22 protein-coding genes and 1 other RNA gene are annotated in these 25,123 nt (G+C 59.4%); 15 read left to right on the top strand and 8 right to left on the bottom strand.

Features of this window, described 5'->3' with window-relative positions; genetic code table 11:
* Positions 1-4: 4 nt before the first annotated feature.
* The 3 genes from MXF20_RS13360 to zapA all read right to left on the bottom strand — a co-directional run bounded on the left by MXF20_RS13360 (position 5) and on the right by zapA (position 1,233).
* Positions 5-610 carry a 5-formyltetrahydrofolate cyclo-ligase gene (locus MXF20_RS13360; RefSeq protein ID WP_325969765.1) on the bottom strand — a complete coding sequence of 202 codons (606 nt, stop codon included), beginning with the start codon at positions 608-610 and terminating at the stop codon, positions 5-7.
* Positions 611-680: 70 nt separating this feature from the next.
* Positions 681-864: non-coding RNA, 6S RNA (gene ssrS / locus MXF20_RS13365), on the bottom strand.
* Positions 865-903: 39 nt separating this feature from the next.
* Positions 904-1,233, bottom strand: coding sequence for a cell division protein ZapA (gene zapA, locus MXF20_RS13370; RefSeq protein WP_021506660.1), 330 nt, complete (start codon positions 1,231-1,233; stop codon positions 904-906).
* 170 nt (positions 1,234-1,403) lie between these two features.
* Here zapA and MXF20_RS13375 point away from each other — a divergent pair, with 170 nt between their 5' ends.
* From MXF20_RS13375 to MXF20_RS13410, 8 genes are all read left to right on the top strand, one after another.
* A complete protein-coding gene (locus MXF20_RS13375; RefSeq protein WP_325969766.1) occupies positions 1,404-1,985 on the top strand; it encodes a YecA family protein in 582 nt (193 codons plus the stop codon).
* Positions 1,986-2,035: 50 nt separating this feature from the next.
* Entirely contained in the window at positions 2,036-3,358 is a 1,323-nt protein-coding gene (gene pepP, locus MXF20_RS13380; protein WP_325969767.1) for a Xaa-Pro aminopeptidase, read from the top strand.
* Entirely contained in the window at positions 3,355-4,533 is a 1,179-nt protein-coding gene (gene ubiH, locus MXF20_RS13385) for a 2-octaprenyl-6-methoxyphenyl hydroxylase (protein ID WP_325969768.1), read from the top strand. Before pepP ends, ubiH begins: the two co-directional genes overlap by 4 nt.
* Before the next feature lie 20 nt (positions 4,534-4,553).
* Complete coding sequence (ubiI, locus tag MXF20_RS13390; RefSeq protein WP_325969770.1) at positions 4,554-5,756, top strand: FAD-dependent 2-octaprenylphenol hydroxylase; 1,203 nt, start codon at positions 4,554-4,556, stop codon at positions 5,754-5,756.
* 553 nt (positions 5,757-6,309) lie between these two features.
* Positions 6,310-7,407: a glycine cleavage system aminomethyltransferase GcvT gene (gene gcvT, locus MXF20_RS13395; RefSeq protein WP_325969771.1), complete on the top strand. Its 1,098-nt coding sequence runs from the start codon at positions 6,310-6,312 to the stop codon at positions 7,405-7,407.
* Between the two features lie 21 nt (positions 7,408-7,428).
* A complete protein-coding gene (gene gcvH / locus MXF20_RS13400) occupies positions 7,429-7,815 on the top strand; it encodes a glycine cleavage system protein GcvH (protein ID WP_325969772.1) in 387 nt (128 codons plus the stop codon).
* A 99-nt stretch (positions 7,816-7,914) separates the two neighbouring features.
* Positions 7,915-10,788, top strand: a complete 2,874-nt coding sequence (gcvP, locus tag MXF20_RS13405; RefSeq protein WP_325969773.1) for an aminomethyl-transferring glycine dehydrogenase — start codon at positions 7,915-7,917, stop codon at positions 10,786-10,788.
* A gap of 73 nt (positions 10,789-10,861) precedes the next feature.
* Complete coding sequence (locus tag MXF20_RS13410; RefSeq protein ID WP_325969774.1) at positions 10,862-11,605, top strand: SDR family oxidoreductase; 744 nt, start codon at positions 10,862-10,864, stop codon at positions 11,603-11,605.
* 63 nt (positions 11,606-11,668) lie between these two features.
* Here the strand turns inward: MXF20_RS13410 and MXF20_RS13415 are convergent, their stop codons facing one another.
* On the bottom strand, positions 11,669-13,108 hold the full coding sequence (locus tag MXF20_RS13415; protein ID WP_325969775.1) for a 6-phospho-beta-glucosidase: 1,440 nt from the start codon (positions 13,106-13,108) through the stop codon (positions 11,669-11,671).
* A 124-nt stretch (positions 13,109-13,232) separates the two neighbouring features.
* Positions 13,233-13,964 (bottom strand): MurR/RpiR family transcriptional regulator, encoded by a 732-nt coding sequence (locus tag MXF20_RS13420; RefSeq protein ID WP_325969776.1) that lies wholly within the window; start codon positions 13,962-13,964, stop codon positions 13,233-13,235.
* Between the two features lie 177 nt (positions 13,965-14,141).
* Between MXF20_RS13420 and trhA the strand changes: the two genes are divergently transcribed.
* Entirely contained in the window at positions 14,142-14,795 is a 654-nt protein-coding gene (trhA, locus tag MXF20_RS13425) for a PAQR family membrane homeostasis protein TrhA (protein ID WP_262257245.1), read from the top strand.
* Between the two features lie 52 nt (positions 14,796-14,847).
* Here the strand turns inward: trhA and ygfZ are convergent, their stop codons facing one another.
* The gene (gene ygfZ, locus MXF20_RS13430) at positions 14,848-15,831 is read right to left on the bottom strand and encodes a tRNA-modifying protein YgfZ (RefSeq protein ID WP_325969777.1); all 984 of its coding nucleotides are present in this window, start codon (positions 15,829-15,831) and stop codon (positions 14,848-14,850) included.
* A 228-nt stretch (positions 15,832-16,059) separates the two neighbouring features.
* Between ygfZ and sdhE the strand changes: the two genes are divergently transcribed.
* Both sdhE and MXF20_RS13440 read left to right on the top strand, forming a co-directional pair.
* Complete coding sequence (gene sdhE / locus MXF20_RS13435) at positions 16,060-16,326, top strand: FAD assembly factor SdhE (RefSeq protein WP_325969778.1); 267 nt, start codon at positions 16,060-16,062, stop codon at positions 16,324-16,326.
* Positions 16,301-16,720: a protein YgfX gene (locus tag MXF20_RS13440; protein ID WP_325969779.1), complete on the top strand. Its 420-nt coding sequence runs from the start codon at positions 16,301-16,303 to the stop codon at positions 16,718-16,720. The genes sdhE and MXF20_RS13440 overlap by 26 nt, the downstream gene beginning before the upstream one ends.
* On the opposite strand, the gene fldB is transcribed toward MXF20_RS13440, so the two are convergent.
* Entirely contained in the window at positions 16,717-17,235 is a 519-nt protein-coding gene (gene fldB, locus MXF20_RS13445) for a flavodoxin FldB (RefSeq protein WP_010616927.1), read from the bottom strand. The genes MXF20_RS13440 and fldB overlap by 4 nt on opposite strands.
* Positions 17,236-17,335: 100 nt before the next feature.
* Here fldB and xerD point away from each other — a divergent pair, with 100 nt between their 5' ends.
* From xerD to recJ, 3 genes are read left to right on the top strand one after another with little or no spacing between them, the layout of a single operon-like run.
* Positions 17,336-18,229, top strand: a complete 894-nt coding sequence (xerD, locus tag MXF20_RS13450) for a site-specific tyrosine recombinase XerD (RefSeq protein WP_058757089.1) — start codon at positions 17,336-17,338, stop codon at positions 18,227-18,229.
* Between the two features lie 22 nt (positions 18,230-18,251).
* Positions 18,252-18,965 (top strand): bifunctional protein-disulfide isomerase/oxidoreductase DsbC, encoded by a 714-nt coding sequence (gene dsbC / locus MXF20_RS13455; protein WP_325969780.1) that lies wholly within the window; start codon positions 18,252-18,254, stop codon positions 18,963-18,965.
* Between the two features lie 9 nt (positions 18,966-18,974).
* Entirely contained in the window at positions 18,975-20,702 is a 1,728-nt protein-coding gene (recJ, locus tag MXF20_RS13460; protein ID WP_058771561.1) for a single-stranded-DNA-specific exonuclease RecJ, read from the top strand.
* A gap of 3 nt (positions 20,703-20,705) precedes the next feature.
* Here recJ and MXF20_RS13465 read toward each other — a convergent pair whose 3' ends face one another.
* Positions 20,706-23,468 (bottom strand): autotransporter domain-containing protein, encoded by a 2,763-nt coding sequence (locus MXF20_RS13465; protein WP_325969781.1) that lies wholly within the window; start codon positions 23,466-23,468, stop codon positions 20,706-20,708.
* A gap of 551 nt (positions 23,469-24,019) precedes the next feature.
* Between MXF20_RS13465 and prfB the strand changes: the two genes are divergently transcribed.
* Positions 24,020-25,118, top strand: a protein-coding gene (prfB, locus tag MXF20_RS13470) for a peptide chain release factor 2 (RefSeq protein WP_152999247.1) whose coding sequence is annotated in 2 segments (ribosomal slippage) — positions 24,020-24,094 and positions 24,096-25,118 — 1,098 coding nt in all. Because the reading frame shifts where the segments join, the coding sequence is not laid out codon by codon here.
* Positions 25,119-25,123: the final 5 nt, after the last annotated feature.

Below are 25,123 nucleotides of genomic sequence, written 5' to 3' on the forward strand. Positions count from 1 at the left end.
GGCTTTATCCCGCAAGCGTCTCCCACTGCCACAGCTTTGACGGCGTCAGAATCGCCGGCAACGGCACATCCCAGGCTGCTACCGGCAGCGCATCCACGCGCTGGCAGTCGTGCGCAATACCCAGTGGTAAAAAGCCATGTCGTTGCCAGTGCTGCAGCGTGCGATCGTAAAAACCCCCGCCCATGCCCAGGCGCTGCCCCTGTGCGTCAAACGCCACCAGCGGTACCAGCATCACATCCAGCTGATCGAGCGTTGCCAGCTGGGTGATATCCAGCGGCGGTTCAGGAATGCGCAGCTTGTTGGGCTGCAGCGGCGTTTCTGGCGTGTAGCGGATAAACAGCAAATGACCGGGTGCAAACGGGTGCAGCACCGGCAGAAAGACCTGCTTCTTTTGCTGCCACAGTTTGGCAATCAGCGGTCGGGTATTGATTTCGCCATCGACGGAAAGAAACAGCGCGATGCGTTGCGCACTGGCCAGCGGGGCAAAGTTAATGGCGTGCTCAGCCAGCAGATCGGCGGCTTCGGCCTGTTGTTCAGACGTAAGATTGCGGCGCAGATGGCGCACATGCTGACGAATATCCTGACGGTCGAGAAGAGAGAGTGCTGTCATGATGTCCCCGGCTGATAAGGCTGTTGCTAGCCACATTATCACACCGGGAATAACAGGGTGGAACTAAGAGGAGATCTCCGAGATGCCGCCGCAGGCTGTAACCCTTGAACCCTTGGTTCAAGGTGAGTATGCCGTCGCAACCATCAGGCTTCTCGGACGGACCGAGCATGCTCACAGGTTACAGAGCGTCACACTCTGTTGGTATGAAATATCGGCTCAGGGGACTGGCCCGCTTGCAAACATCTCAGAGAAAATTGACTTCACCGTCACTCTAACACGAGAACCATGAAGTGTTATTCGAATTTAGGGCCCTGACGTTCAGTTATGCGACCTTGCTCAACTAATGCCTGCTCAATGGTCTGCTGCAGCATACGGATACGTTGTTCCATATTGGCTGCGTAATCGCGCGTTTTACCTTTCTCTTGTGCCAGCTCGTGGCAGATGTTTAACGCGGCGATGAACACCAGCTGCTCTGTATTTGTGACTCTAGTGCGAACTTTTAAATCTTGCAACCGTTGATTGAGATCCTCTGCGGCCAGATTCAGCGCATCTTGCTGTTCAGGCGGACAATTCACTCTCAATGAACGACCAAAAATCTGAATATCTACCGGTTGTGCAGACATGCCACCATCCTGACTGATTACTTCGTTCGCATCTCCCTTACCTGTCAATGGGTTGGGAGGTGCGCAACTATATAGACCCGCGTGATAAGTTACAACCCCTTTTCTGGAAACCCTGAGGCACCTGGTGGTAGCATAACACGAACTTATTCTGCCAACGACGACCAAAGCTTATGTCTTTACAGAACGCAACACCCACTTACAACGCGCTGGCCGCGGCACTCTCTCAGCAGGGCGTGGGCATGACGCCCGCCGAGATGCACGGACTGCTGTGTGGCATTCTGTGCGGCGGCAACCAGGACAGCAGCTGGAAAACGCTGGTGCACGACCTGACAAACGAGGGCATGGCGTTCTCGCAGAGCCTGTCACAGCCGCTGCAGGCGCTGCATGAACACCTGAGCAACACGCTGGATGAAGAGGGTTTCCTGTTCCAGCTGATGCTGCCGGACGAGGATGACATCACGGTCTTCGACCGCGCCGATGCGCTGGCCGGCTGGGTCAATCACTTCCTGCTGGGCCTGGGCGTGACGCAGCCGAAGCTGGACAAAGTGACCGGTGAGACCGGCGAAGCGATTGACGATCTGCGCACCATTGCGCAACTTGGTTACGATGAAGATGAAGATCAGGAAGAGCTCGAACAGTCGCTGGAAGAGGTGATTGAGTACGTGCGTGTTGCCGCGCTGCTGTGCCATGACACCTTCACCCGGCCACGCACGCCGATCGCACCGGAAGTGCAAAAACCTACGCTACACTAAGCGCGTCATCGTGGGCAGGTCGCTGCCCGTTTTCTACAGGGAGTGCAAATATGATTACACTGGAAACCTTCCGGCAACGTCGTCAGGCGCTGATCGCCCGCATGGCACCCGGCAGCGCGGCTTTGATTTTTGCTGCACCTGAAGTGACGCGCAGCAACGATAGCGAATACCCTTTTCGCCAGAACAGCGACTTCTGGTATTTCACCGGTTTCAACGAGCCGCAGGCGCTGCTGGTATTAATCAAGAGCGATGACACTCATAACCACAGCGTGCTGTTCAACCGCGTGCGCGATCTGACGGCGGAGATCTGGTTCGGGCGGCGTCTCGGTCAGGAAGCCGCACCGGCGAAGCTGGGCGTTGACCGCGCGCTGCCGTGGGACGCGATTGACGAGCAGCTGCATCAACTGCTCAACGGGCTCGACGTGGTCTATCACGCACAGGGTGAATACGCGGAAGCGGATACGCGGGTGTTCAGTGCGCTGGAGAAACTGCGCCGCGGTTTCCGGCAAAACCTCAGCGCGCCGGCGACGCTGACCGACTGGCGTCCCTGGGTGCATGAGATGCGCTTGTTCAAAAGCGAAGACGAGATCGCCATTCTGCGCCGCGCAGGCAAAATCAGCGCGCTGGCGCATACCCGCGCCATGCAGGCGTGCCGTCCCGGCATGTTTGAATATCAGCTGGAAGGCGAAATCCATCACGAATTCACCCGCCACGGCGCGCGCTTTCCGTCTTACAACACCATTGTGGGCTCCGGTGAGAACGGCTGCATTCTGCACTACACCGAAAACGAAAGCGAAATGCGCGACGGCGATCTGGTGCTGATTGATGCCGGTTGCGAATTCCATGGCTACGCCGGCGATATCACCCGCACCTTCCCGGTCAACGGTAAATTCAGCCAGCCACAGCGCGAGATCTACGACATCGTGCTCGCCTCGCTGTATAAGGCGCTGTCGATGTTCCGCCCGGGCATCAGCATCCATGAAGTCAATGACGAAGTGGTGCGCATCATGATCACCGGCCTGGTCGATCTCGGCATTCTGGAAGGCAATATCGATACGCTGTTTGAAGAGCAGGCGCACCGGCCGTTCTTCATGCACGGCCTTAGCCACTGGCTGGGGCTGGACGTGCATGACGTCGGCCATTACGGCACGCCCAGCCGTGACCGTCTGCTTGAGCCGGGCATGGTTCTCACCGTTGAACCGGGCCTGTATATCGCGCCGGATGCCAAAGTGCCGGCGCAATATCGCGGCATCGGCATCCGCATCGAAGACGACATCGTCATTACCGCCGACGGTAATGAAAACCTGACCGACAGCGTGGTGAAAGACCCTGAGGCAATCGAAGCGCTAATGGCGGCGGCGCGCGGCGTATGAGTATCCTGATTGCAGGCGGCGGCATGACCGGCGCCACGCTGGCACTGGCGATTTCGCACCTGACGCAGGGCCAGTTGCCGGTGACGCTGATTGAACGTCATCAGCCGGACAGCCGCGCGCACCCGGGCTTTGACGGGCGCGCCATCGCGCTGGCGGCGGGTACCTGTCAGCAGCTGGCGGATATTGACCTTTGGCAGTCGCTGGCGGATTGCGCCACGCCCATTACCGACATCCACGTTTCCGATCGCGGCCACAGCGGGTTTGTCCAGCTGCAGGCGGAGGATTACCAGCTGGCGGCGTTGGGCAACGTGGTCGAGCTGTATGATGTCGGCCAGCGCCTGTTTACACGTCTGCGTGCGGCACCCGGCGTAACGCTGCGCTGTCCGGATCACGTCACCTCAGTAACCCGCAGCGCCGATAGCGTGCAGGTGACGCTCAGCAGCGGCGACACGTTGCAGGGCGCGCTGCTGGTGGCCGCCGACGGCGCACGCTCGCCGCTGGCAGCATCGTGCGGCATGCGCTGGCAGCGCGAGGACTATCAGCAGCTGGCGGTGATTGCAAACGTCGCGACGCAGCTGCCGCATCAGGGCCGCGCGTTTGAGCGCTTCACACAGCATGGTCCGCTGGCGCTGCTGCCGATGTCCGGCAACCGTTTGTCGCTGGTGTGGTGTCATCCGGCGGCCGCCGAAGCCACGGTTAAGCAGTGGGACGACGCTACCTTCCTGCATGAATTACAGCGTGCTTTTGGCTGGCGGCTGGGGCGCTTTACCCATGCCGGCCAGCGCGAAATCTATCCGCTGGCGCTGCAGACCGCAGAGCGTCAGGTGACACACCGGCTGGCGCTGGTCGGCAATGCGGCGCAGACGCTGCATCCGATCGCCGGACAGGGCTTTAACCTCGGTCTGCGCGATGTGATGTCGCTGGCGGAAACCCTGGCGGCGGCGCATCGTCACCAGCAGGATCCCGGCAGCCACGCGGTATTGCACCATTTTGCTGCGCGCCGCCAGCCAGATCGCGCGGCGACCATTGGCGTCACCGACGGTCTGGTGCGGCTGTTCGCCAACCGTTATGCCCCGCTGGTGGCAGGACGAAATCTTGGGCTGGTGGCAATGGACCACCTGCCATGGCTGCGAAACCCACTTGCCGTGCGCACGCTCGGCTGGGTTAAGCGTTAAGCATGAATTAAGGGGCAGCAATGCAAACATTTGATGTGGCGATTGCCGGTGGCGGCATGGTCGGTCTGGCGGTGGCCTGTGGCTTACAGGGCAGCGGCCTGCGCGTTGCCGTGCTGGAGAAAGCACCAGAGCCACAATTTGATGCGGCGGCGCCCGCGTCGATTCGCGTCTCGGCCATCAACGCCGCCAGCGAGCGTCTGCTGCAAAAACTGGATGTCTGGTCCACCATTCTCGCGCTGCGCGCCAGCGCGTATCACGGCATGGAAGTGTGGGATCAGGACAGCTTTGGCTCGATCAGCTTTGATGACGAGCAGCAGGGGCTGTCGCACCTCGGACATATCATTGAAAACGAGGTGATCCACAGCGCGCTGTGGCAGCGCGCCAGCCAGTGTAGCGACGTAACGCTGATCGCGCCGGCTCAGCTGCAGCAGGTCGCGTTTGGCGATAACGAAGCCTTTATTACTCTGCAGGACGGCAGCATGATGAGCGCGCGCCTGCTGATTGCTGCGGACGGGGCCAACTCGTGGCTGCGTGACAAAGCGGACATTCCGATTACCTTCTGGGATTACGAACATCACGCGCTGGTTGCCAACATACGCACCGATATGCCGCACGATGCCATTGCGCGTCAGGTGTTCCACGGCGACGGCATTCTGGCCTTCCTGCCGATGCAGGATCCGCACCTGTGTTCCATCGTCTGGTCGCTGTCACCGCAGGAAGCGGCGCGGCTGCAGTCCATGCCGGAAGCGCTGTTTAACCAGCAGCTGTCAGTGGCATTCGATATGCGCCTCGGCCTGTGTCAGGTGGAAAGCGAACGCAAAACCTTCCCGCTGATGGCGCGTTACGCCCGCAACTTTGCTGCGCACCGGCTGGCGCTGGTGGGCGATGCGGCGCACACCATCCATCCGCTGGCCGGGCAGGGGGTAAACCTCGGCTTTATGGATGCCGCCGAGCTGATTGGCGAAATCCGCCGCCTGCATCAGCAGGGCAAAGATATTGGCCAGCACCTTTATCTGCGTCGCTATGAGCGCAGCCGCAAGCACAGCGCAGCGCTGATGCTGGCCGGTATGCAGGGTTTCCGTGAGCTGTTTGCCGGGCAGCATCCGGCGAAAAAACTGCTGCGCGACGTCGGGCTGAAGCTGGCCGACACGCTGCCCGGCGTGAAGCCATTACTGCTGAAGCAGGCTATGGGGCTCAGTGATCTACCCGGCTGGATCCGCTAACTCTCCTCATCACGGCACCGTTTCAGGTGCCGTTTTTTCTGCACCGACGTTACGCGATTGCCCTAAAGGGTGGGCCAGCGGCCGGCTGCTGCTCATGAATTACCAAACTGCACAGCGCTGTCGCTCTCCATGGCGACCTTGTGCGCACCCGGCAAACGCACTGCAAAACCCCATCAGCACCATTATTGTGCATCGCTGCACCCGAATTGCCCTTCATTTGATTTATTCTAATTTCAGGTCTCAATTCGCATTACTTAAACTAATCTAAAGTGGTTTTTACCACCGAACCATTTCTCCTTCCTGCGGCACAGCTTCCATTATTCGGCTGAATTACTGCGCAACAGGTGAATTGTATGCGCGGTAAATCACATAAATGCAGTGAAATATGCTGGTATGGCTGCCGGGCAGGGACAAAGGATGATAAGGTTTCACCCTCGTTTTCCTTATGGTTAATTGCCACATTCGGTGGTAACGTCAGTAGAAAGAGAACGTTTGCGTCGCTCAAAACTGACGGCGCAGGCGCGTCACACTCACTTGTCTTCACAGGATGGTTATGACTCAGCAAACGCCTCTATTCGAACAGCATCAGGCCTGCGGTGCCCGCATGGTGGACTTCCACGGCTGGATGATGCCGCTGCACTATGGCTCGCAAATGGATGAGCATCATGCGGTGCGCAACGATGCCGGAATGTTTGACGTTTCCCACATGACCATCGTCGATCTGCACGGCGCGCGCACCCGCGAATTTCTGCGTTACCTGCTGGCCAACGACGTCGCCAAACTGACTCAGCCCGGCAAAGCCCTGTATACCGGCATGCTGAATGCGTCAGCTGGCGTCATCGATGATTTAATTGTTTACTTTATGAGCGAAGATTTCTTCCGTCTGGTGGTCAACTCCGCCACGCGCGAGAAGGATCTGGCGTGGATCGCTGAGCATGCGCAGCCGTTTGGTGTTGAACTGACCGAGCGTGACGATCTGGCACTGATCGCCGTACAGGGACCGAAGGCACAGCAAAAAGCACAAAGCCTGTTTAGCGCGGCACAGCGTGACGCGGTGGCAGGCATGAAGCCGTTCTTTGGCGTACAGGCCGGCGATCTGTTTATCGCCACCACCGGTTATACCGGTGAGGCCGGTTATGAAATCGCTCTGCCAGCCGCGGAAGCCGCCGATTTCTGGCAGCAACTGCTGGCCGCTGGCGTAAAACCTGCCGGGCTGGGCGCACGCGATACGCTGCGTCTGGAAGCGGGCATGAACCTGTACGGTCAGGAGATGGATGAAGGCGTTTCGCCGCTGGCCGCCAACATGGGCTGGACCATCAGCTGGGAGCCCGCCGAGCGTGATTTCATTGGCCGTGAAGCGCTGGAAGCACAGCGCGAGAACGGCACGGAAAAACTGGTCGGGCTGGTGATGACCGAAAAAGGCGTGCTGCGTAACGGTCTTACGGTGCGCTTTACCGACGCGCAGGGACAACCGCAGCAGGGCATCATTACCAGCGGCTCCTTCTCGCCAACGCTCGGCTACAGCATTGCGCTGGCGCGCGTGCCGGCCAGTATCGGTGAGCAGGCGATTGTTGAAATCCGCAATCGTGAAATGCCGGTGAAAGTGACTAAACCTATTTTTGTTCGCGCCGGCAAGCCGGTCGCTCAGTAATTTTTTTCAGGAGAAATGGCGATGAGCAATGTGCCAAATGAATTGAAGTACCGTGATAGCCACGAGTGGGTGCGTAAAGAAGCTGACGGTACGTTTACCGTGGGCATCACCGAGCACGCACAGGAACTGCTGGGCGACATGGTGTTTGTCGACCTGCCGGACGTGGGTGCCAGCTTCGCCGCCGGTGACGACTGCGCGGTGGCCGAATCCGTGAAAGCGGCGTCGGACATCTACGCGCCGCTGAGCGGTGAAATCGTGGCGGTTAACGACGCGCTGGGCGATGCCCCGGAGCTGGTTAACAGCGAACCGTACGCCGCCGGCTGGCTGTTCCGCATTAAAGCCAGCGACGAGTCCGAGCTCGACGCGATGCTCGATGCCGCCGCCTACAAAGCGTCTATCGACGAGTAACCGGTAGTCTCTGAAGGTGCCGCACTGCGGCGCCTTCTTTTTTATCTGCCTGATTTAATGCCATTTTTGTCACCCAGCCCGATTCAGGATGTACTGCAAATGACCCAGACTCTCAGCCAGCTCGAACATAACGGTGCTTTTATTGAGCGCCATATCGGTCCTGATGCCGCTCAGCAGGCCACCATGCTGGAAGCGATTGGTGCCAGCTCGCTGGCTTCGCTGATCGCTTCGATTGTGCCTGCCGATATCCAGCTGCCGGGTCCGCCGGCGGTAGGCGATGCCGCGACTGAACAGCAGGCGCTGGCAGAGCTGAAAGCCATTGCCAGCCAGAATCAGCGTTACAAATCCTGGATCGGCATGGGTTACAGCGCCGTGATCACCCCACCGGTGATTTTGCGCAACATGCTGGAAAATCCGGGCTGGTACACGGCGTATACGCCGTATCAGCCGGAAGTGTCGCAGGGCCGTCTGGAAGCGCTGCTCAATTTCCAGACCCTGACACTCGATCTCACCGGGCTGGATATTGCTTCTGCTTCGCTGCTGGATGAAGCCACCGCGGCGGCCGAAGCCATGGCAATGTCCAAACGCGTCAGCAAGCTGAAGAACGCGACGAAATTCTTTATTGCTGATGACATCCATCCGCAAACGCTGGATGTGGTGCGCACCCGCGCCGAAACCTTTGGCTTTGAGCTGATTATCGATCGCGCCGAAAAAGCGCGTGAGCACGACGATCTGTTCGGCGCGCTGCTGCAGCAGGTGGGTACCGGCGGTGAAGTGCATGACTACCGTGAACTGATTGCTGAGCTGAAAAGCCGTAAAGTGGTAGTGAGCGTAGCGGCGGATTTCATGGCGCTGGTGCAGCTGGAAGCGCCGGGCAAGCAGGGCGCTGACATTGTCTTCGGCTCCGCCCAGCGCTTTGGCGTACCGATGGGCTACGGCGGTCCGCACGCGGCCTTCTTTGCCAGCCGTGATGAGCACAAGCGTTCCATGCCGGGCCGCATCATCGGCGTGTCACGCGATGCCGCCGGTAACACCGCGCTGCGCATGGCGATGCAGACGCGTGAACAGCACATCCGCCGTGAGAAAGCCAACTCCAACATCTGTACCTCACAGGTGCTGCTGGCGAATATCGCCGGCCTGTACGCGGTTTATCACGGTCCGGCAGGTCTGAAGCGTATCGCTTCGCGTATTCACCGTCTCACCTCGATTCTGGCGGCAGGCCTGCAAAACGGCGGCCTGAAGCTGCGCCATCACAGCTGGTTCGATACGCTGACCGTTGAAGTCGCGGACAAGGCGGCGGTGCTGAACCGGGCGCTAAGCTTCGGCGTCAACCTGCGTAGCGACATTCTCAACGCCGTCGGTATCACGCTGGATGAAACCACCACGCGTGAAGACGTGCTGGCGCTGTTTGCCATTCTGCTGGGCGACGCGCACGGACAGGACATCGAGGCGCTGGATGCGGCGGTGGCGGCGGAAAACAGCGCCATTCCGGCTGGCCAGTTACGCACCAGCGACTTCCTCACCCATCCGGTGTTCAACCGTCATCACAGCGAAACCGAGATGATGCGTTACATGCACAGCCTGGAGAAAAAGGATCTGGCGCTGAATCAGGCGATGATCCCGCTCGGCTCATGCACCATGAAACTGAATGCCGCTGCCGAAATGATCCCGATCACCTGGCCGGAATTCGCTGAACTGCACCCGTTCTGTCCGGCAGAGCAGGCGACTGGCTACCTGCAGATGATCGGCCAGCTGTCACAGTGGCTGGTCCAGCTCACCGGTTACGATGCGCTGTGCATGCAGCCAAACTCTGGTGCGCAGGGCGAATACGCCGGCCTGCTGGCGATCCGTCGCTATCATGAGAGCCGTAATGAAGGTGACCGTACTATCTGTCTGATCCCGAGCTCGGCGCACGGCACCAACCCGGCGTCCGCGCAGATGGCGGGCATGGCGGTCGTGGTGGTGGCCTGTGATAAGCAGGGCAACATCGATCTCGGCGATCTGCGTGAAAAGGCGGCGCAGGCTGGTGATGCGCTGTCGTGCATCATGGTGACCTATCCGTCGACGCACGGCGTTTACGAAGAGACCATTCGCGAAGTGTGCCAGATCGTGCATCAGTACGGCGGCCAGGTGTACCTCGACGGCGCAAACATGAACGCGCAGGTAGGGATCACCACGCCGGGCTATATCGGCGCTGACGTGTCGCATCTCAACCTGCACAAAACCTTCTGCATTCCGCACGGCGGTGGCGGTCCGGGCATGGGGCCTATCGGGGTGAAAGCCCACCTGGCGCCGTTCGTACCCGGCCACAGTGTGGTGCAAATTGACGGCGTGCTGACCCAGCAGGGCGCGGTTTCTGCCGCGCCGTTCGGCAGCGCGTCTATTCTGCCCATCAGCTGGATGTATATTCGTATGATGGGCGCCGAAGGGCTGAAGCAGGCCAGTTCGGTGGCGATTCTCAACGCCAACTACATCGCCAGCCGGTTGCAGTCGGCGTACCCGATTCTCTACACCGGTCGTGACGGCCGCGTGGCGCATGAGTGCATTCTCGACATTCGTCCGCTGAAAGAGCAGACCGGCATCAGCGAGCTGGATATCGCGAAACGCCTGATCGACTATGGTTTCCATGCGCCGACCATGTCGTTCCCGGTCGCCGGTACGCTGATGGTCGAGCCGACCGAGTCCGAAAGCAAAATCGAGCTGGACCGCTTTATCGACGCGATGCTGGCAATTCGCATGGAAATCGACCGCGTGGCCGACGGTGAATGGCCAGCAAACGACAACCCGCTGGTGAATGCACCGCACACCCAGATGGAAATCGTCGGCGACTGGACTCATCCGTACAGCCGTGAACTGGCGGTCTTCCCGGCTGGCAGCGTCAATAAATATTGGCCGACCGTTAAGCGTCTGGACGATGTGTTTGGCGATCGCAATGTATTCTGTTCATGCGTTCCGATGAGTGAATACCAGTAATTTCCAGGCACAAGCCAAACCCTTCAGTAATACTCAAGGCCGATTTGTCGGCCTTTTTTTATGGGAGAAGCATATGGATCTGGCACTGGTGACCGGCGGTAGCCGCGGAATTGGACGGGCAACATCGCTGCTGCTGGCGCAGGCGGGCTATCGCGTGGCGGTCAATTTCCGGCAGCGCGAAGCAGAAGCGTTGCAGGTGGTAGCAGATATCGAAGCGCAGGGCGGCAGTGCGTTTGCCTTACAGGCGGATATTGCCGACGAAGCGCAGGTGGTGCGCATGTTTCAGCAGCTGGATCAGCAGCCGGGCGCGCTGCGCGTGCTGGTGAATAACGCCGGTATTCTCTTCTCCCAGTGCCGGGTTGAGGATCTGGATGCTGCGCGCATTCAGCGCGTGCTGGCAACCAACGTCACCGGCACGTTTATCTGCTGCCGCGAAGCGGTGAAGCGCATGAGCACCGCGCACGGCGGCCAGGGCGGCGCCATTGTTAATGTCTCATCGGCGGCCGCGCGTACCGGCTCGCCCAATGAGTATGTCGATTATGCGGCGTCGAAAGGCGCGATGGACACGCTGACCAGAGGATTGTCACTGGAAGTGGCGGCGCAGGGTATTCGCGTCAACAGCGTGCGGCCAGGGCTGATCTACACCGATATGCATGCCGACGGCGGCGAGCCGGGGCGCGTTGATCGCCTGGCGGCTTCACTGCCGATGCAGCGTGGCGGTCAGGCGGAAGAAATTGCTGCCGCCATCGCCTGGCTGGCCAGTGACGCCGCTTCCTACGTCACCGGCAGCTTCATTGATGCGTCAGGCGGGCGTTGAGCGGCCCGTCATAAATAGCCTGTGAGCGCGCGGCGCACATCAACACGTCGCGCGCCATTAGCGTTACAGCACTTCACCATTGCTGGCGATCACCTGCTGATACCAGGCGAAGCTTTTCTTCTTCGAACGGGCAAAGCTGCCGCTGCCGTCATCGTTTTTATCGACGTGGATAAAGCCGTAACGCTTGCTGTACTGGCCGGTGGTGAAGGAAACGCAGTCGATGCAGCCCCACGGCGTATAGCCCAGCAGATCGACGCCATCCAGCGCCACCGCTTTTTTCATCTCTTCGATGTGCGCGCGCAGATAATCGATGCGGTAATCATCTTCGATCACGCCCTGCGCGTTAGCTTTATCAATGGCACCAAAGCCGTTTTCAACAATAAACAGCGGCTTCTGATAGCGCTCATACAGCGCGTTCAGCACATAGCGCAGGCCGACCGGATCAATCTGCCAGCCCCAGTCGGACGCTTTGACGTGCGGATTAGGCACCACGCCGTCGAAACCGGTGATCGGGTCGTCAACGCCGCTGGCTTTGGTGTCCACCGCGTTGCTCATGTAGTAGCTGAACCCGATGTAGTCGCAGCAGCCCTGACGCAGCGTCTCGGCGTCACCGGCTTCCATCTCAATGTGATAGCCTTTGCGCGCCCACTCTTTCAGCGTATAAGCCGGATACGCACCACGCATCTGCACATCGCTGAACACGTAGCGCTGATGCATTGACTCCTGTGCGCGCATTACGTCGTCCGGATGGCAGGAGAACGGATAGACCGGCACCATGGCGATCATGCAGCCAATCTGGAAATCCGGGTTGATTTCGTGGCCACGCTTCACCACTTTGGCACTGGCGATGAACTGGTGATGCATCACCTGATACATCGTCTGCTCGGGCTTTTCATGCTCAGTGAACACGACGCCGGAGCAGCAGTAGCCGAACAGCGGATACTGCCAGTTGCGCTGATTATTGATTTCATTGAAGGTCATCCAGTACTTCACCTTGTGGCTATAGCGCGTCATCACCACGTCACTGAAGCGCACAAAGAAATCGACCACTTTGCGATTAGCCCAGCCGCCGTACTCTTTAACCAGATGATAAGGCATCTCAAAGTGCGACAGGGTGATCACCGGTTCGATGCCGTATTTCAGCAGCTCATCAAACAGGTCATCGTAAAATTGCAGGCCGGCTTCATTGGGCTGCAGCTCATCGCCGTTGGGGAAAATGCGCGTCCAGGCAATCGAGGTGCGGAAGCATTTGAACCCCATCTCAGCAAACAGCGCCACATCCTGTTTATAGTGCGAATAGAATTCCACCGCCTGATGGTTGGGATAGTGCTGGCCGGGCTGGACACCGGGCGTGATAACACGATCAACGCCGTGTGCGCCGCCGGTGAGAACATCGGCGATGCTGACGCCTTTGCCACCCTGATCCCAGCCGCCCTCAACCTGATGGGCTGCCACTGCGCCGCCCCAGAGAAATCCGCTGGGTAACTGCAATCCTTCACTCATTTCATTACCTCGTCACGCTGTTGGCGAAAATAATACTGCCCGCAGTGTAACAACTGAAATAGCAAAGTCACGCTATAACACCGGCGCGGAAATGTGACTTGTTACCGCCGAAAAACAGGTTGTTTTACACCTGCGTGAGGCGGGCAATATATCGGCCTAGCGTCTCCAGAATATAAATGACCGGTACCTGGGTGGTAATATCGTAGCGGTCAGGCAGTTTCTCCTGCGGCACATGATAGGAGAGATTGAAATCCGCCATTTTCGCCAGCGAGCAGTTGTCGTGGTTGGTGATGGAGATGATTTTACAGTGATGCAGGCTGAACTGGCTGGCAAAGCGCAGAATCTCTTCGGTCTCGCCAGAGACGGATAAAATAATCGCCAGCGCATTTTCCCAGGCGCTTTTACTCACCGGATAATAAGGATCGTCGATGTGATGGCTGAATTTACCAATATTGGAAAAGTAGCGCGCGCCATATTTGCCAAGGCTGCCTGAAGTGCCGGCACCAATAAAGAAAATGTGCTCAGCCTCAATGATCATTTGCGCCGCAGTGGCAATCTGCTGATCAAATTCGGCGTTATTGATGCTTTTAAAAAAGCTCAGCATTTCCCCGACGCCGGAGGGCAGCAGCACCGGCGCGCTTTGCTCCTGCGCCAGGCGAAAACGGATGCGGAATTCTGACCAGCCGTCACAGTGCATTTTGCGGCAGAAGCGCAGCACCGTGGTGGTCGAGACGCCAGCCTGCGCCGCCAGTTCGCGGATGGTCATATAACTGACACTTTCCCGGTGTTTGATGATGAAGTGATATATCTGCATCTCAAGGTCATTCAAACGGGACAGGTCGCTGTGTGAAAACATTCGGACGGCGCTCGCGGAGAAAATGAAGCCTCAGTGTAACAGATTGGTTTGCCGCTGGGTTGTCACACCTCTTCACAGAATTATTTTAGCGTACATGTGTACTCTGAAAATGTTCTTCGCTACTCTGGTGCACAGAAAAAGCACAATTTTTGTTATCACCCTCAGGAATTCGCCGCCATGGTACAGAACCGACTTATCGCCCAGGGCTATTCACTGGCAGAAGAGATCGCCAACAGCATCAGCCACGGTCTGGGCTGTGTGTTTGGCATCGTCGGGCTGGTGTTGCTGCTAACGCAGGCGGTTGAAATGCAGGCAAATATCACCGCCATCACCAGCTACAGCCTGTACGGTGGCAGCATGATTTTGCTGTTCCTCGCCTCGACGCTGTACCACGCGATTCCGCATCAGCGCGCTAAGTACTGGCTGAAGAAATTTGACCATTGCGCCATCTATTTGCTGATCGCCGGGACTTACACGCCGTTTCTGCTGGTCGGGCTGAAATCGCCGCTGGCGCAGGGATTGATGGTGGTGATCTGGAGTCTGGCGCTGGCGGGCATCATCTTTAAGCTGACCATTGCGCATCGTTTTAAAGTGCTGTCGCTGGTGACCTATCTCAGCATGGGCTGGCTGTCGCTGGTGGTGATTTATCAGCTGGCAACCAAACTGTCGGCCGGCGGCGTCTGGCTGCTGGCGGCGGGCGGGATTGTCTATTCGCTTGGGGTGATTTTCTATGTGTCGCGCCGTATCCCGTACAATCATGCCATCTGGCACGGTTTCGTGCTGGGCGGCAGCGTGCTGCACTTTTGCGCCATCTATTTTTACGTGATGTAACAAGGCAAGGGTCGCCACTGATGGCGACCCTGCGGCATACCAGCCGTAACCGTTACTCTTCCAGCGAATAGGGCAGCGGCTGGATGGTCAGTTTACCGCTTTCATCGCCTTCAACGCGCAGCACGCTATCCGGCTCCAGATCGTTGTTCAGCACCGCCTGCACCCACACGCTGCCATCATCCAGCTGCACGCCGCTCAGCACCGTACCGGTGCGACGCCATTTGTCGCCCATCTGCAGCTCCAGCGAACTGGCCGCGTCCGGCACTTTGCTGGCGCTGCCCGCCAGCCAGTAGAGCGCACGTTTATTGGCGCCGCGGAATTTGGCGCGCGCCACCATCTCCTGGCCGGTATAACAGCCTTTTTTAAAGCTGATGGCATCCAGCGCCTGCAGGTTAGTGGCCTGCGGAATCAGCTGCGCCGTGGTGGCGCTGTCGATCACCGGCACGCCCGCCGCAATATCCAGCGCCAGCCACTGCGTGCTGTCATTCAGCTGCGCTTCCCCGGCCAGCTTCTGCTGCAGCGCTTCGGCCTGCGCCGGCGTGGTAACCAGCAGAAAACGCTCGGCCGGTTCGGCGAACCACAGCAGTGTGCTGTCATCCTGCTGCACCACCGGTGTAGACGCATCCGGCAGCGTGGCGAAAACGTTAGCCAGCGCGGCGCGCGCCTGAAAACCGGCAACACCAAGCAGCACCGCATCATCGTCCGCCGCGATGGTCACTTTGGCGAACACCGCATACTTTTTCAGCTCGGTGACCTGCTGCTCGCACAGATTGCGGCGCACCAGGTAGGCATAACCTTCTCCGCGATGAAACAGGCGCAGATTGCTCCACATCTTACCTTTGGCATCACAGTGCGCCGCCGGACGATGCTGAGCCGCGTCCAGCGCTGCCACGTCCAGCGTCAGCTGACCCTGCAGATAAGAAGTGCTGTCTTTGCCCTGCACCGACACCAGCGCCCACTCGTCGAGCGACATCAGTGTTAAAGGCAGGCGCGACGCCGCAGCGGGCTGGCGAGGCGGAAGGGTGAAAATCGGCATGAGTCCGTCCTGATCAATAAGGTTTATCCAGTAATATGCTTACCAATGTTAAAAGAGCAGTGCGCCATTGCAACCTGTTTGCGGAATCTGGCGCACAAATCGCGTGATAACCCTGTAACCGGTGGCGTTGCTGTGCGTCACGGCGCGCAGCGTCTGGTTGCACGCCTGCAGCGCGGCGAAAAAGCAGGTACACTGAGCGCCACTGTTATCAGCTGTGGAAGAAGACACATGGATATTCATGACAAAGCGCGCGTCCAGTGGGCATGCCGTCGCGGCATGCTGGAGCTGGATGTCTCGATCATGCCGTTCTTTAAATATGAGTATGATTCGCTGAGCGACATCGACAAGCAGGTATTTGTCGCGCTGCTGAAGAGCGACGATCCAGACCTGTTTAACTGGATGATGAACCACGGCGAACCGGCCGATCCCGAGTTCAAACGCATGGTAAAACTGATTCAGCAGCGCAACTGTGAACGCGGGCCGGTGGCAATGTGATCTGCGCGCGTCACGCAGCGCGCGGGCGCTGAATGTGACGCTGTTCGGGCTGTGTGGCGCGCTGTTGCTGACCTGTCGCTGGCCGGCGGGCTGGGCCTGGCTTCAGGCCACGCTGCTCATCCTGCTGTTGCTGCAGTGCTGGCGCAATGCGCGTCGCCTGCAGCAGCGCTGCGGCGCGCTCATGCTGGATGACAAAGGTGACTGGCACTGGCGCGGTGAGCGCTGGCAGCTGCAACGCCAGCCGGACTGGCTGCCGTGGGGCGTGAGGCTGGTGCTGCGTAACCGTCGCGGGCAGCGCTGGCGGCTGTGGCTGCTGCACGACAGCATGCCGCCCGGCGCGTGGCGCACGTTACGCGCCTGCTGTTTTTTGCGTGAGGCGGCAGCGGCGCGTTAAAGCAGCGCGGCGGTCTCGGTCAGGATCTGTTCGCACCACTGCTCGACGCGCTCTTCGCTCAGCTCAAACTGATTAACGTCGTCGAGCGCCAGACCGACAAACTGCTGACCATCGGCGGTCAGCGGTTTCTTACTGGTAAACTGGTAGCCGTCGAGCGGCCAGTAACCGACAAACTGCACGCCCATCGGCAGCAGCAGTTCGTGCAGCATGCCCAGCGCATCGAGGAACCATTCGCTGTACTCGACCTGGTCGCCCATGCCGTACAGCGCCACAATTTTGCCCTGCAGGTTGAGCGCCGGCAGCTGTTGCCACACCGCTTCCCAGTCCTCCTGCAGTTCGCCGAAATCCCAGGTCGGAATACCGAGAATCAGTAGATCGTACTGCTCCATCAGCGACGGGTCGTCATCTTTCAGGTTATGCAGTGTGACTAATTCTTCACCGATAAAGTCGCGGATTTTCTCCGCCGTCATCTCGGTGTAACAGGTACTGGAACCGTAAAACAGACCGATATTCATGCAATTAATGCTCTGACTGAAACTCACTCTGGCGCAATTGTACCAGAAGCAGGCCAGTTTCAGGCATAATGAGCACGATTTCACACGGCGAGGGGCAACAGTGCAGGACAGCGATCTGATAGAACAGTTTCTCGACGCGCTCTGGATTGAGCGCAACCTGGCGCAGAACACGCTGGCGTCCTATCGTCAGGATTTGCAGACGCTCACTGCCTGGCTGCACCACCATGAGCGCACGCTGCTGACGCTGGAAGCCGCCGATTTACAGCAGTTTCTCGCCGAGCGGATTGAGGGCGGTTACAAAGCCACCAGCTCGGCGCGCACCCTGAGCGCCATGCGCCGTCTGTTCCAGTATCTGTATCGCGAAAAGCTGCGCAGTGACGATCCCAGCGCGCTGCTTTCAGCGCCTAAGCTGCCGCAGCGCCTGCCGAAAGATCTGTCAGAAAATCAGGTCGAGCGCCTGCTGCAGGCACCGGCGACGGACATACCGCTCGAACTGCGTGACAAAGCGATGCTGGAGCTGCTGTACGCCACCGGGCTGCGCGTGTCCGAGCTGGTCGGTCTGACGCTGAGCGATGTCAGCCTGCGTCAGGGTGTGGTGCGCGTGATTGGTAAAGGCAATAAAGAGCGGCTGGTGCCATTAGGTGAAGAAGCGATTTACTGGCTGGAGCACTATATGGAACACGGGCGGCCGTGGCTGCTGAACGGACAGACTATTGATGTGCTGTTCCCCAGCAATCGCGCGCAGCAGATGACGCGCCAGACCTTCTGGCATCGCATCAAACACTATGCCACCCTTGCCGGCATCGACAGCGAAAAGCTGTCACCGCACGTGCTGCGCCACGCATTTGCCACACATTTACTGAACCATGGTGCCGATTTACGCGTCGTACAGATGTTGCTGGGGCACAGCGACCTGTCGACCACCCAGATTTACACGCACGTGGCGACTGAGCGCCTGCGTCAGTTACATCAACAGCATCATCCGCGCGCCTGAGCAGCGGCAACAAGGATTTGAGATGAAAAAAACCGTTACGACGCTGGCTCTGCTGGTCAGCGCCTTTTCTGCGCTGGCCCATGCCGATGACAGCGCGATTCAGCAATCCCTGAAAAAACTGGGTATGCAGCAGGCGGAAATTCAGCCGTCGCCGCTGCCGGGTATCAAAACGGTAATGACCGAAAGCGGCGTGCTGTACGTCACCGAGGACGGCAAGCACATGATTCAGGGCCCGCTGTACGATGTCAGCGGCGCGCAGCCGGTGAACGTCACCAATCAGCTGCTGGATAAAAAAGTCGCCGCGCTGGCCCCGGAAATGATTGTCTACAAAGCGCCGAAAGAGCAGCACGTGATCACCGTGTTCACCGACATCACCTGCGGCTACTGCCGCAAGCTGCACGAGCAGATGGCTGACTACAACGCGCTGGGCATCACCGTGCGTTACCTGGCGTTCCCGCGTGAAGGCCTGCACGGCCAGGTGGAGAAAGCCATGAAGGCTATCTGGTGCAGCGCTGACCGCAACAAGGCGTTTGATGCCGCGATGAAGGGCGACGCACCGCAAATGGATGCGCCGGCGAGCTGCAAAATCAATCTCGACCAGCACTACAAGCTGGGCATTCTGTTTGGTATTCAGGGCACGCCCGCCATCCTCACCGACAGCGGCATGATGATTCCTGGCTACCAGGGACCGCAGGAGCTGAAGCAGGTGCTGGACGGCCAGAAGCGTGGTGGTTAAGACACAGTGATGCACTCTGTAGAATTGCGTCGGCGTGAAGCCCAGGCCGATGCGCAGTTACCCGATGATTTACCGCCGCTGCTGCGTCGTCTCTACCTGCAGCGCGGCGTTAAAGACGCCGCCGAACTGGAACGCGGCGCGAAATTCCTGCTGCCGTGGCAAAGTCTTGGCGGCATTGAGCGCGCCGTGACGCTGCTGCATGAAATGCTGCAGCAGCAACGCCGTATCGTGGTGGTGGGCGATTTCGATGCCGATGGCGCTACCAGCACCGCGCTCACCGTGCTGGCGCTGCGCAGCATGGGCGGTAACGTCGATTATCTGGTGCCGAACCGCTTTGAGGACGGCTATGGCCTGAGCCCGGAAGTGGTGGAGCAGGCGCGCGCGCGCGGCGCGGAGCTGATCCTCACCGTGGATAACGGTATTTCGTCGCACGCGGGCGTGGACACGGCGCACCAGCACGGGATTCCGGTGCTGATCACCGATCACCACCTGCCGGGCGAAACGCTGCCGGCGGCCGAGGCCATCGTTAACCCTAACCTGAGCGACAGCGCATTCCCGTCGCGTTCGCTGGCGGGTGTCGGCGTGGCGTTTTATCTGATGCTGGCGCTGCGAGCCCATCTGCGTCAGCAGAACTGGTTCAGTGACGGGCGCAGTGAGCCCAATCTGGCCGAACTGCTGGATCTGGTGGCGCTCGGCACCGTGGCCGACGTGGTGCCGCTGGATGCCAACAACCGCATTCTGGTGTGGCAGGGGCTAAGCCGCATCCGCGCCGGCAAATGCCGCGCCGGCATCCGCGCGCTGCTGGAGATTGCCAACCGTGATGCGCGTCAGCTGGCGGCCAGCGATCTCGGCTTTGCCGTCGGGCCACGCCTCAATGCTGCCGGCCGTCTGGACGACATGTCGGTTGGCGTTGCGCTGCTGCTGACCGAGGATATTGCCCAGGCGCGCATGCTGGCCAGCGAACTTGATGCGCTCAATCAGACGCGTAAAGAGATTGAGCAGGGCATGAAGAGCGAAGCGCTGGCACTGTGCGATGAGCTGGAGCGCCAGCATCGCGATTTGCCGCTCGGGCTGGCGTTTTATCACCCGGAGTGGCATCAGGGCGTGGTTGGCATTCTCGCGTCACGCCTGAAAGAGCGTTTCCACCGCCCGGTGATCGCCTTCGCGCCCGCCGGTGACGGCACGCTGAAGGGCTCCGGCCGTTCGATTGCCGGGCTGCACCTGCGCGACGCGCTGGAACGCATCGACACGCTCTATCCTGGCCTGATCATCAAATTTGGCGGGCACGCCATGGCGGCGGGGCTGTCGCTGGAAGAGGCGAAGTATGATGAGTTCCGCCAGCGCTTTGCCGCACTGATCGACGAATGGCTGGAAGGCGAGGCGCTGCAGGGTGTGATGTGGTCCGATGGCGAACTGCATGCGCAGGAGTTCACCCTGCACACCGCGGAAATGCTGCGTGAAGCCGGCCCCTGGGGCCAGGCGTTCCCGGAGCCGGTATTTGACGGTCAGTTCAAGCTGTTGCAGCAGCGGTTGGTCGGCGAGCGTCACCTTAAAGTGATGGTCGAGCCGTTGGGCGGCGGCCCGTTACTGGATGGCATTGCCTTTAACGTGGACACCAGCCTGTGGCCAGACAGCAGCGTGCGTCAGGTGCAGCTGGCCTACAAGCTGGATATCAACGAATACCGCGGCAATCGCTCGGTACAGCTGATCATCGACCATATCTGGCCGCAGTCGTAACGCTTAGAACGTCACATCGACACCGCCGCGCAGCACCTTCTCATCGCCGCGATCGGCCACGTGGCGGTCGGCACGCAGGAACAACCGCGCGCGTGCCGACTGCACCAGATCAACGCGCGCACCAAACCACTGCGAGCGACGATCGAGCTGCATACCCGGGATGGTAAAGCTCTGCTGACCGCTGCCGAAGCCGCTCCAGCGCGCGCTGACGTCCATCGACGGATTGCTGAACGCGTACTGGTATTCGCCGTACAGGCTCAGCATGCTCCACCAGCCCGCCGACCAGTCCTGGCGCGCGCTGAGATTCAGGCCACCGTAACCGACGCTGCGGCGATAGCTGTCGCCGTCGCCCTGCAGACCAAACGCGCTGCCGCTGTCGCTGAAGCTGCCGGTTTGCAGGCCGGTTTCACGCCAGCCGAGATAGGGCTCAATGCGATAATCCTCCTGCAGCGTCCAGCGATAGCCGCTCTGCAGCGCAGCCTGCCAGCTGTCAGTGCGGGCGGAAGAGGAGACCGGCGCGGCCTCGTCCAGCAGCACCAGGCGCTGCAGCTTATCGCGTCCATGCTGATAGCTGAGGTTGCCCTGCCAGTACCAGGCTGGCGTCACCGCATAACGCCCATACAGCATTACGCCCTGCAGGCTGTTCTGGCTGTTGCCGCCGGTGTCGTCATAGGTGGCATCAAGCTGAGTGTGCGTCCAGGCGACGCCGAGGCGCAGGCCGGGCAGGCCAAAGTCGCTGTCGGCACCCAGCGCCGTCAGGGTATTGCGATAGCGGTTGCCGAGATAGCCGTCCTGATCGAGCGAGCCGCGCAGCTGGCCGCTCTCCAGCCAGAAGCCAAAGCGCCCCTGTTCGCTGGCATCATCGATGCGGTTGTTGAGCAGGCGCGTCTGATAATCCAGCGCGTTAAACAGCACCGCATTACCGGAGGCATGCGCCTGACCGGACAGGGAGTTGATCGCCGCCTGCGCGCTGCGGGTGTCCGCCAGCGTCTGGAAGGCACCAGCGGCCGCCAGCGCTGACTGCTGCGCACTGCTCAGCGTCGCCTGACCCTGCCAGCGGTCCGCCAGCTCAAACGCCTGCTCCAGATTGCGGCTGGTCTGCTGTGCGCTGGTGCTATCCATTCCCATCGCCTGTGCCGCGGCGGCGGTGTTTTTACGCGTCAGCTGGCCGGTGACGTTATGGGCGTCATAGTTGACGGAACCCTCAAGAAACACGCCGGTATTGACCTGGCTAAACTGACCGCTTACGCCACCGGCGCTGGTCAGCAGCGTTTCCTGCTGTTTCACCACGTAGCTGGAGGAGGGCGGCGCCAGGTTTAGCGTACCGTCGAGCGCCGCGTTACCGGCCACGCGCAGCGGATTATTCAGCGTGACGTTCAGCGTACCGTCGGCGCTTTGCTGATAGTTGCCCGCCACCTGCAGGCCGCCGTTAACCGATCCCTGGTTAACCAGGTTGCCGCCGATGCGTCCGCTGCCGCCCAGTTTGCCGCTGCCGTTCACCAGCGCGTTGCCGGCAATCGCACCGTCAATCAGCAGGCTATTGGCGGAAACCTGCGTCAGACCCTGATAACTGTTGTTACCGGTCAGCTGCAGCGTACCGCTGCGCTCGCTGCCGTCCAGCACCAGCCCGCGATCGCCGCTGATGTCGTTGCTGAACACATACTGGCCGCCGTCGAGGCGCGCGTGGAAGTCCTCTGCCCAGAATTGTCCCGGACCGTTTAAGGCTTTCGCGGCGTTAAGATCGCCCCAGCCGAATGTCTCATTATAAGGCTGTCCGTTGGCGCTGTCGGCGACGTTATCGTGCGCATCGCTGCGGTAAGTGGCGGTGGTCAGCAGGGTTTGTTGCAGGTTGTGGCCGCTCATCCACGGAAAGCGCTGCAGCAGCTGCGAGGCCGCAGCCGTCACACGCGGTGCGGCAAACGAGGTGCCGTAGCTGCGCGCCTGCACCCAGCTGCCATCAGAGTTTTGATACAGGTAATCGGTATAGCCCGGCGCGGTCAGGCACCACGCGGCGGCCGCGCCGCAGGCGTCAAACGGCCCGGTACCGGCTGAGCGGCCCGGCAAATCATAACCGGTATGACTCAGGATGCCGGTGACCGCCAGCAGATTACGGGCCAGCTGCGGGTCGTTATACATCAGCGGCGTCAGCACGTCCGGTGCCGGCGTGGCGCCGCTATTGTTGCCGGTGATCATCACCGCCAGCCCATCTGCCGCAGCCACGGCGTGGAGCCCCTGATACAGGGACTGATAGCGCTGGCGCGCATCGGTTAGCGCCTGCTGGCTGGTAAAGCGCTCCTGCGAACCGTAAGACATATTGAAAATGCGCACGCCCTGCGCCACTAAGCCCTGCACCGCGCGCGCAGTATTGTCATAGCTGAAAATGTTATTTTGTGACGCCTGCGCTACATACAGCGCGCTGTCGGGCGACAGCCCCAGCAGCGTCATCGCCACCAGCGTGCCGTGGCCGTTGATCCCCATGTTGTCGTTCAGCGCAGTGTTGCTGTCGACATAGCTGGAGAAATTCACGTTGGCATAGTTAATTTCGCTGCGCCCGGGTGCCAGACCGGAGTCAATGATGCCCACTTTACTGCTGGCAGCGATGGCCGGCACTGTGGGTTCAACAACGGGCGTGACCGGGGTTAAGGTGCTGCCGCCGCCGCTACCACCACCGCCGCCGCCTCCGCCACCACAGGCGCTGAGCAGGAACGGGATGAGGAGCGCCAGCAGGCGCGGTGAGGGTCGAAAAGTAACAACAGGATAATGCATGGCAACTCCTCATGCCTCTCAGGGCATGTTGTCGCCCGTTCACGTCAACGGGCCTGAATGCAGTCTTTCCCTGTCACGAATAATCCTGAGCAACGTGGTTGACAGACAGAGCGCAAGAGATGAAGCACGAACCCCTGAGATTCCGCCAGGGTGCAGAAATGGTAAGGTATGCGCTGGCCGGTCGATGGCCAGGACAGCGCAGCATTGCGCAGGTTAATCGCGCTATATCACGCTACGAACCAGACATTTCTGATGGTGGAGTTTTAACGATTTTGCCTGATAAATCATGGTGTTTAATGACGCCAGCTGGCGTTTATTGCCGTGATTATGTAGGAAAATTCTGAAGGTGCCCGGTTCGGGCTGCAGGCGCTGGCGGCGTTTTTGGTAATGGCGACGCCAGTCAGTTTCCAGAAGTGGCGCAATTATTTTCTGCCGGTTCATACGCGGTATAGCCATTGATGTGCAAAGCTACAAACCAGACGCGCTTTCGGGTAAACTAGCGCGTTACTTTTATCTCCTCTCACCGAATCGTCAAAAAAGACTGAAAAGCCATGTTTGAAATTAATCCGGTCAAAAATCGTATCCAGGACCTCAGCGAGCGCAGCAGCGTTCTTAGGGGGTATCTTTGACTACGATGCCAAGAAAGAACGCCTTGAAGAAGTAAACGCCGAGCTGGAACAGCCGGACGTCTGGAACGAACCTGAACGCGCGCAGGCGCTGGGCAAAGAGCGCGCCTCGCTGGAAGCGGTGGTTGAAACCCTCGACCAGATGCAGCAGGGGCTGGAAGATGTGCAGGGTCTGCTGGAGCTGGCGGTGGAAGCCGACGACGAAGAGACCTTCAACGAAGCCGTGGTCGAGCTGGACGCGCTGGAGGTGAAGCTGGGTGAACTGGAGTTCCGCCGCATGTTCTCGGGCGAATACGACAGCGCCGACTGCTACATGGATATCCAGGCGGGTTCCGGCGGCACCGAAGCGCAGGACTGGGCCAGCATGCTGCTGCGTATGTATCTGCGCTGGGCAGAAGCCAAAGGCTTTAAAACCGAGATCATCGAAGAGTCCGAAGGCGAAGTGGCCGGTACCAAATCAGCCACCATCAAAATCATTGGTGATTACGCTTACGGCTGGCTGCGCACGGAAACCGGCGTCCATCGTCTGGTGCGTAAGAGCCCGTTCGATTCCGGCGGTCGTCGTCATACCTCATTCAGCTCGGTGTTTATCTATCCGGAAGTGGATGACAACATCGACATCGAAATCAACCCGGCCGACCTGCGTATCGACGTTTATCGCGCCTCGGGTGCCGGTGGTCAGCACGTCAACAAAACCGAGTCTGCGGTGCGTATTACCCACCTGCCGACCAACATTGTGGTGCAGTGCCAGAACGATCGTTCGCAGCATAAAAACAAAGATCAGGCTTTCAAACAGCTGCGCGCCAAGCTGTACGAATACGAAATGCAGAAGAAGAATGCCGACAAGCAGGCGGCGGAAGAGAACAAATCGGACATCGGCTGGGGCAGCCAGATCCGTTCATACGTTCTTGACGATTCGCGCATCAAGGATCTGCGTACCAGCGTAGAAACGCGCAACACCCAGGCCGTGCTGGATGGCGATCTTGACCGTTTTATTGAAGCAAGTTTAAAAGCAGGGCTATAAGGAAC

Origin of the sequence: Pantoea dispersa, assembly GCF_035783935.1 — a bacterium.
GTDB classification, from domain to species: Bacteria; Pseudomonadota; Gammaproteobacteria; order Enterobacterales; family Enterobacteriaceae; genus Pantoea; species Pantoea dispersa_C.

Excerpts from the sequence above, each read along its gene's own strand:
- sdhE (WP_325969778.1), top strand. The coding sequence starts at position 16,060 with ATGGATATTCATGACAAAGCGCGCGTCCAGTGGGCATGCCGTCGCGGC.
- fldB (WP_010616927.1), bottom strand. The coding sequence starts at position 17,235 with ATGAATATCGGTCTGTTTTACGGTTCCAGTACCTGTTACACCGAGATG.
- ygfZ (WP_325969777.1), bottom strand. The coding sequence starts at position 15,831 with ATGCCGATTTTCACCCTTCCGCCTCGCCAGCCCGCTGCGGCGTCGCGC.
- zapA (WP_021506660.1), bottom strand. The coding sequence starts at position 1,233 with ATGTCTGCACAACCGGTAGATATTCAGATTTTTGGTCGTTCATTGAGA.
- recJ (WP_058771561.1), top strand. The coding sequence starts at position 18,975 with ATGCACTCTGTAGAATTGCGTCGGCGTGAAGCCCAGGCCGATGCGCAG.
- MXF20_RS13360 (WP_325969765.1), bottom strand. The coding sequence starts at position 610 with ATGACAGCACTCTCTCTTCTCGACCGTCAGGATATTCGTCAGCATGTG.
- gcvP (WP_325969773.1), top strand. The coding sequence starts at position 7,915 with ATGACCCAGACTCTCAGCCAGCTCGAACATAACGGTGCTTTTATTGAG.
- MXF20_RS13410 (WP_325969774.1), top strand. The coding sequence starts at position 10,862 with ATGGATCTGGCACTGGTGACCGGCGGTAGCCGCGGAATTGGACGGGCA.
- ubiI (WP_325969770.1), top strand. The coding sequence starts at position 4,554 with ATGCAAACATTTGATGTGGCGATTGCCGGTGGCGGCATGGTCGGTCTG.
- MXF20_RS13375 (WP_325969766.1), top strand. The coding sequence starts at position 1,404 with ATGTCTTTACAGAACGCAACACCCACTTACAACGCGCTGGCCGCGGCA.
- trhA (WP_262257245.1), top strand. The coding sequence starts at position 14,142 with ATGGTACAGAACCGACTTATCGCCCAGGGCTATTCACTGGCAGAAGAG.
- MXF20_RS13415 (WP_325969775.1), bottom strand. The coding sequence starts at position 13,108 with ATGAGTGAAGGATTGCAGTTACCCAGCGGATTTCTCTGGGGCGGCGCA.
- dsbC (WP_325969780.1), top strand. The coding sequence starts at position 18,252 with ATGAAAAAAACCGTTACGACGCTGGCTCTGCTGGTCAGCGCCTTTTCT.
- gcvH (WP_325969772.1), top strand. The coding sequence starts at position 7,429 with ATGAGCAATGTGCCAAATGAATTGAAGTACCGTGATAGCCACGAGTGG.
- MXF20_RS13465 (WP_325969781.1), bottom strand. The coding sequence starts at position 23,468 with ATGCATTATCCTGTTGTTACTTTTCGACCCTCACCGCGCCTGCTGGCG.
- ubiH (WP_325969768.1), top strand. The coding sequence starts at position 3,355 with ATGAGTATCCTGATTGCAGGCGGCGGCATGACCGGCGCCACGCTGGCA.
- pepP (WP_325969767.1), top strand. The coding sequence starts at position 2,036 with ATGATTACACTGGAAACCTTCCGGCAACGTCGTCAGGCGCTGATCGCC.
- gcvT (WP_325969771.1), top strand. The coding sequence starts at position 6,310 with ATGACTCAGCAAACGCCTCTATTCGAACAGCATCAGGCCTGCGGTGCC.
- MXF20_RS13420 (WP_325969776.1), bottom strand. The coding sequence starts at position 13,964 with ATGTTTTCACACAGCGACCTGTCCCGTTTGAATGACCTTGAGATGCAG.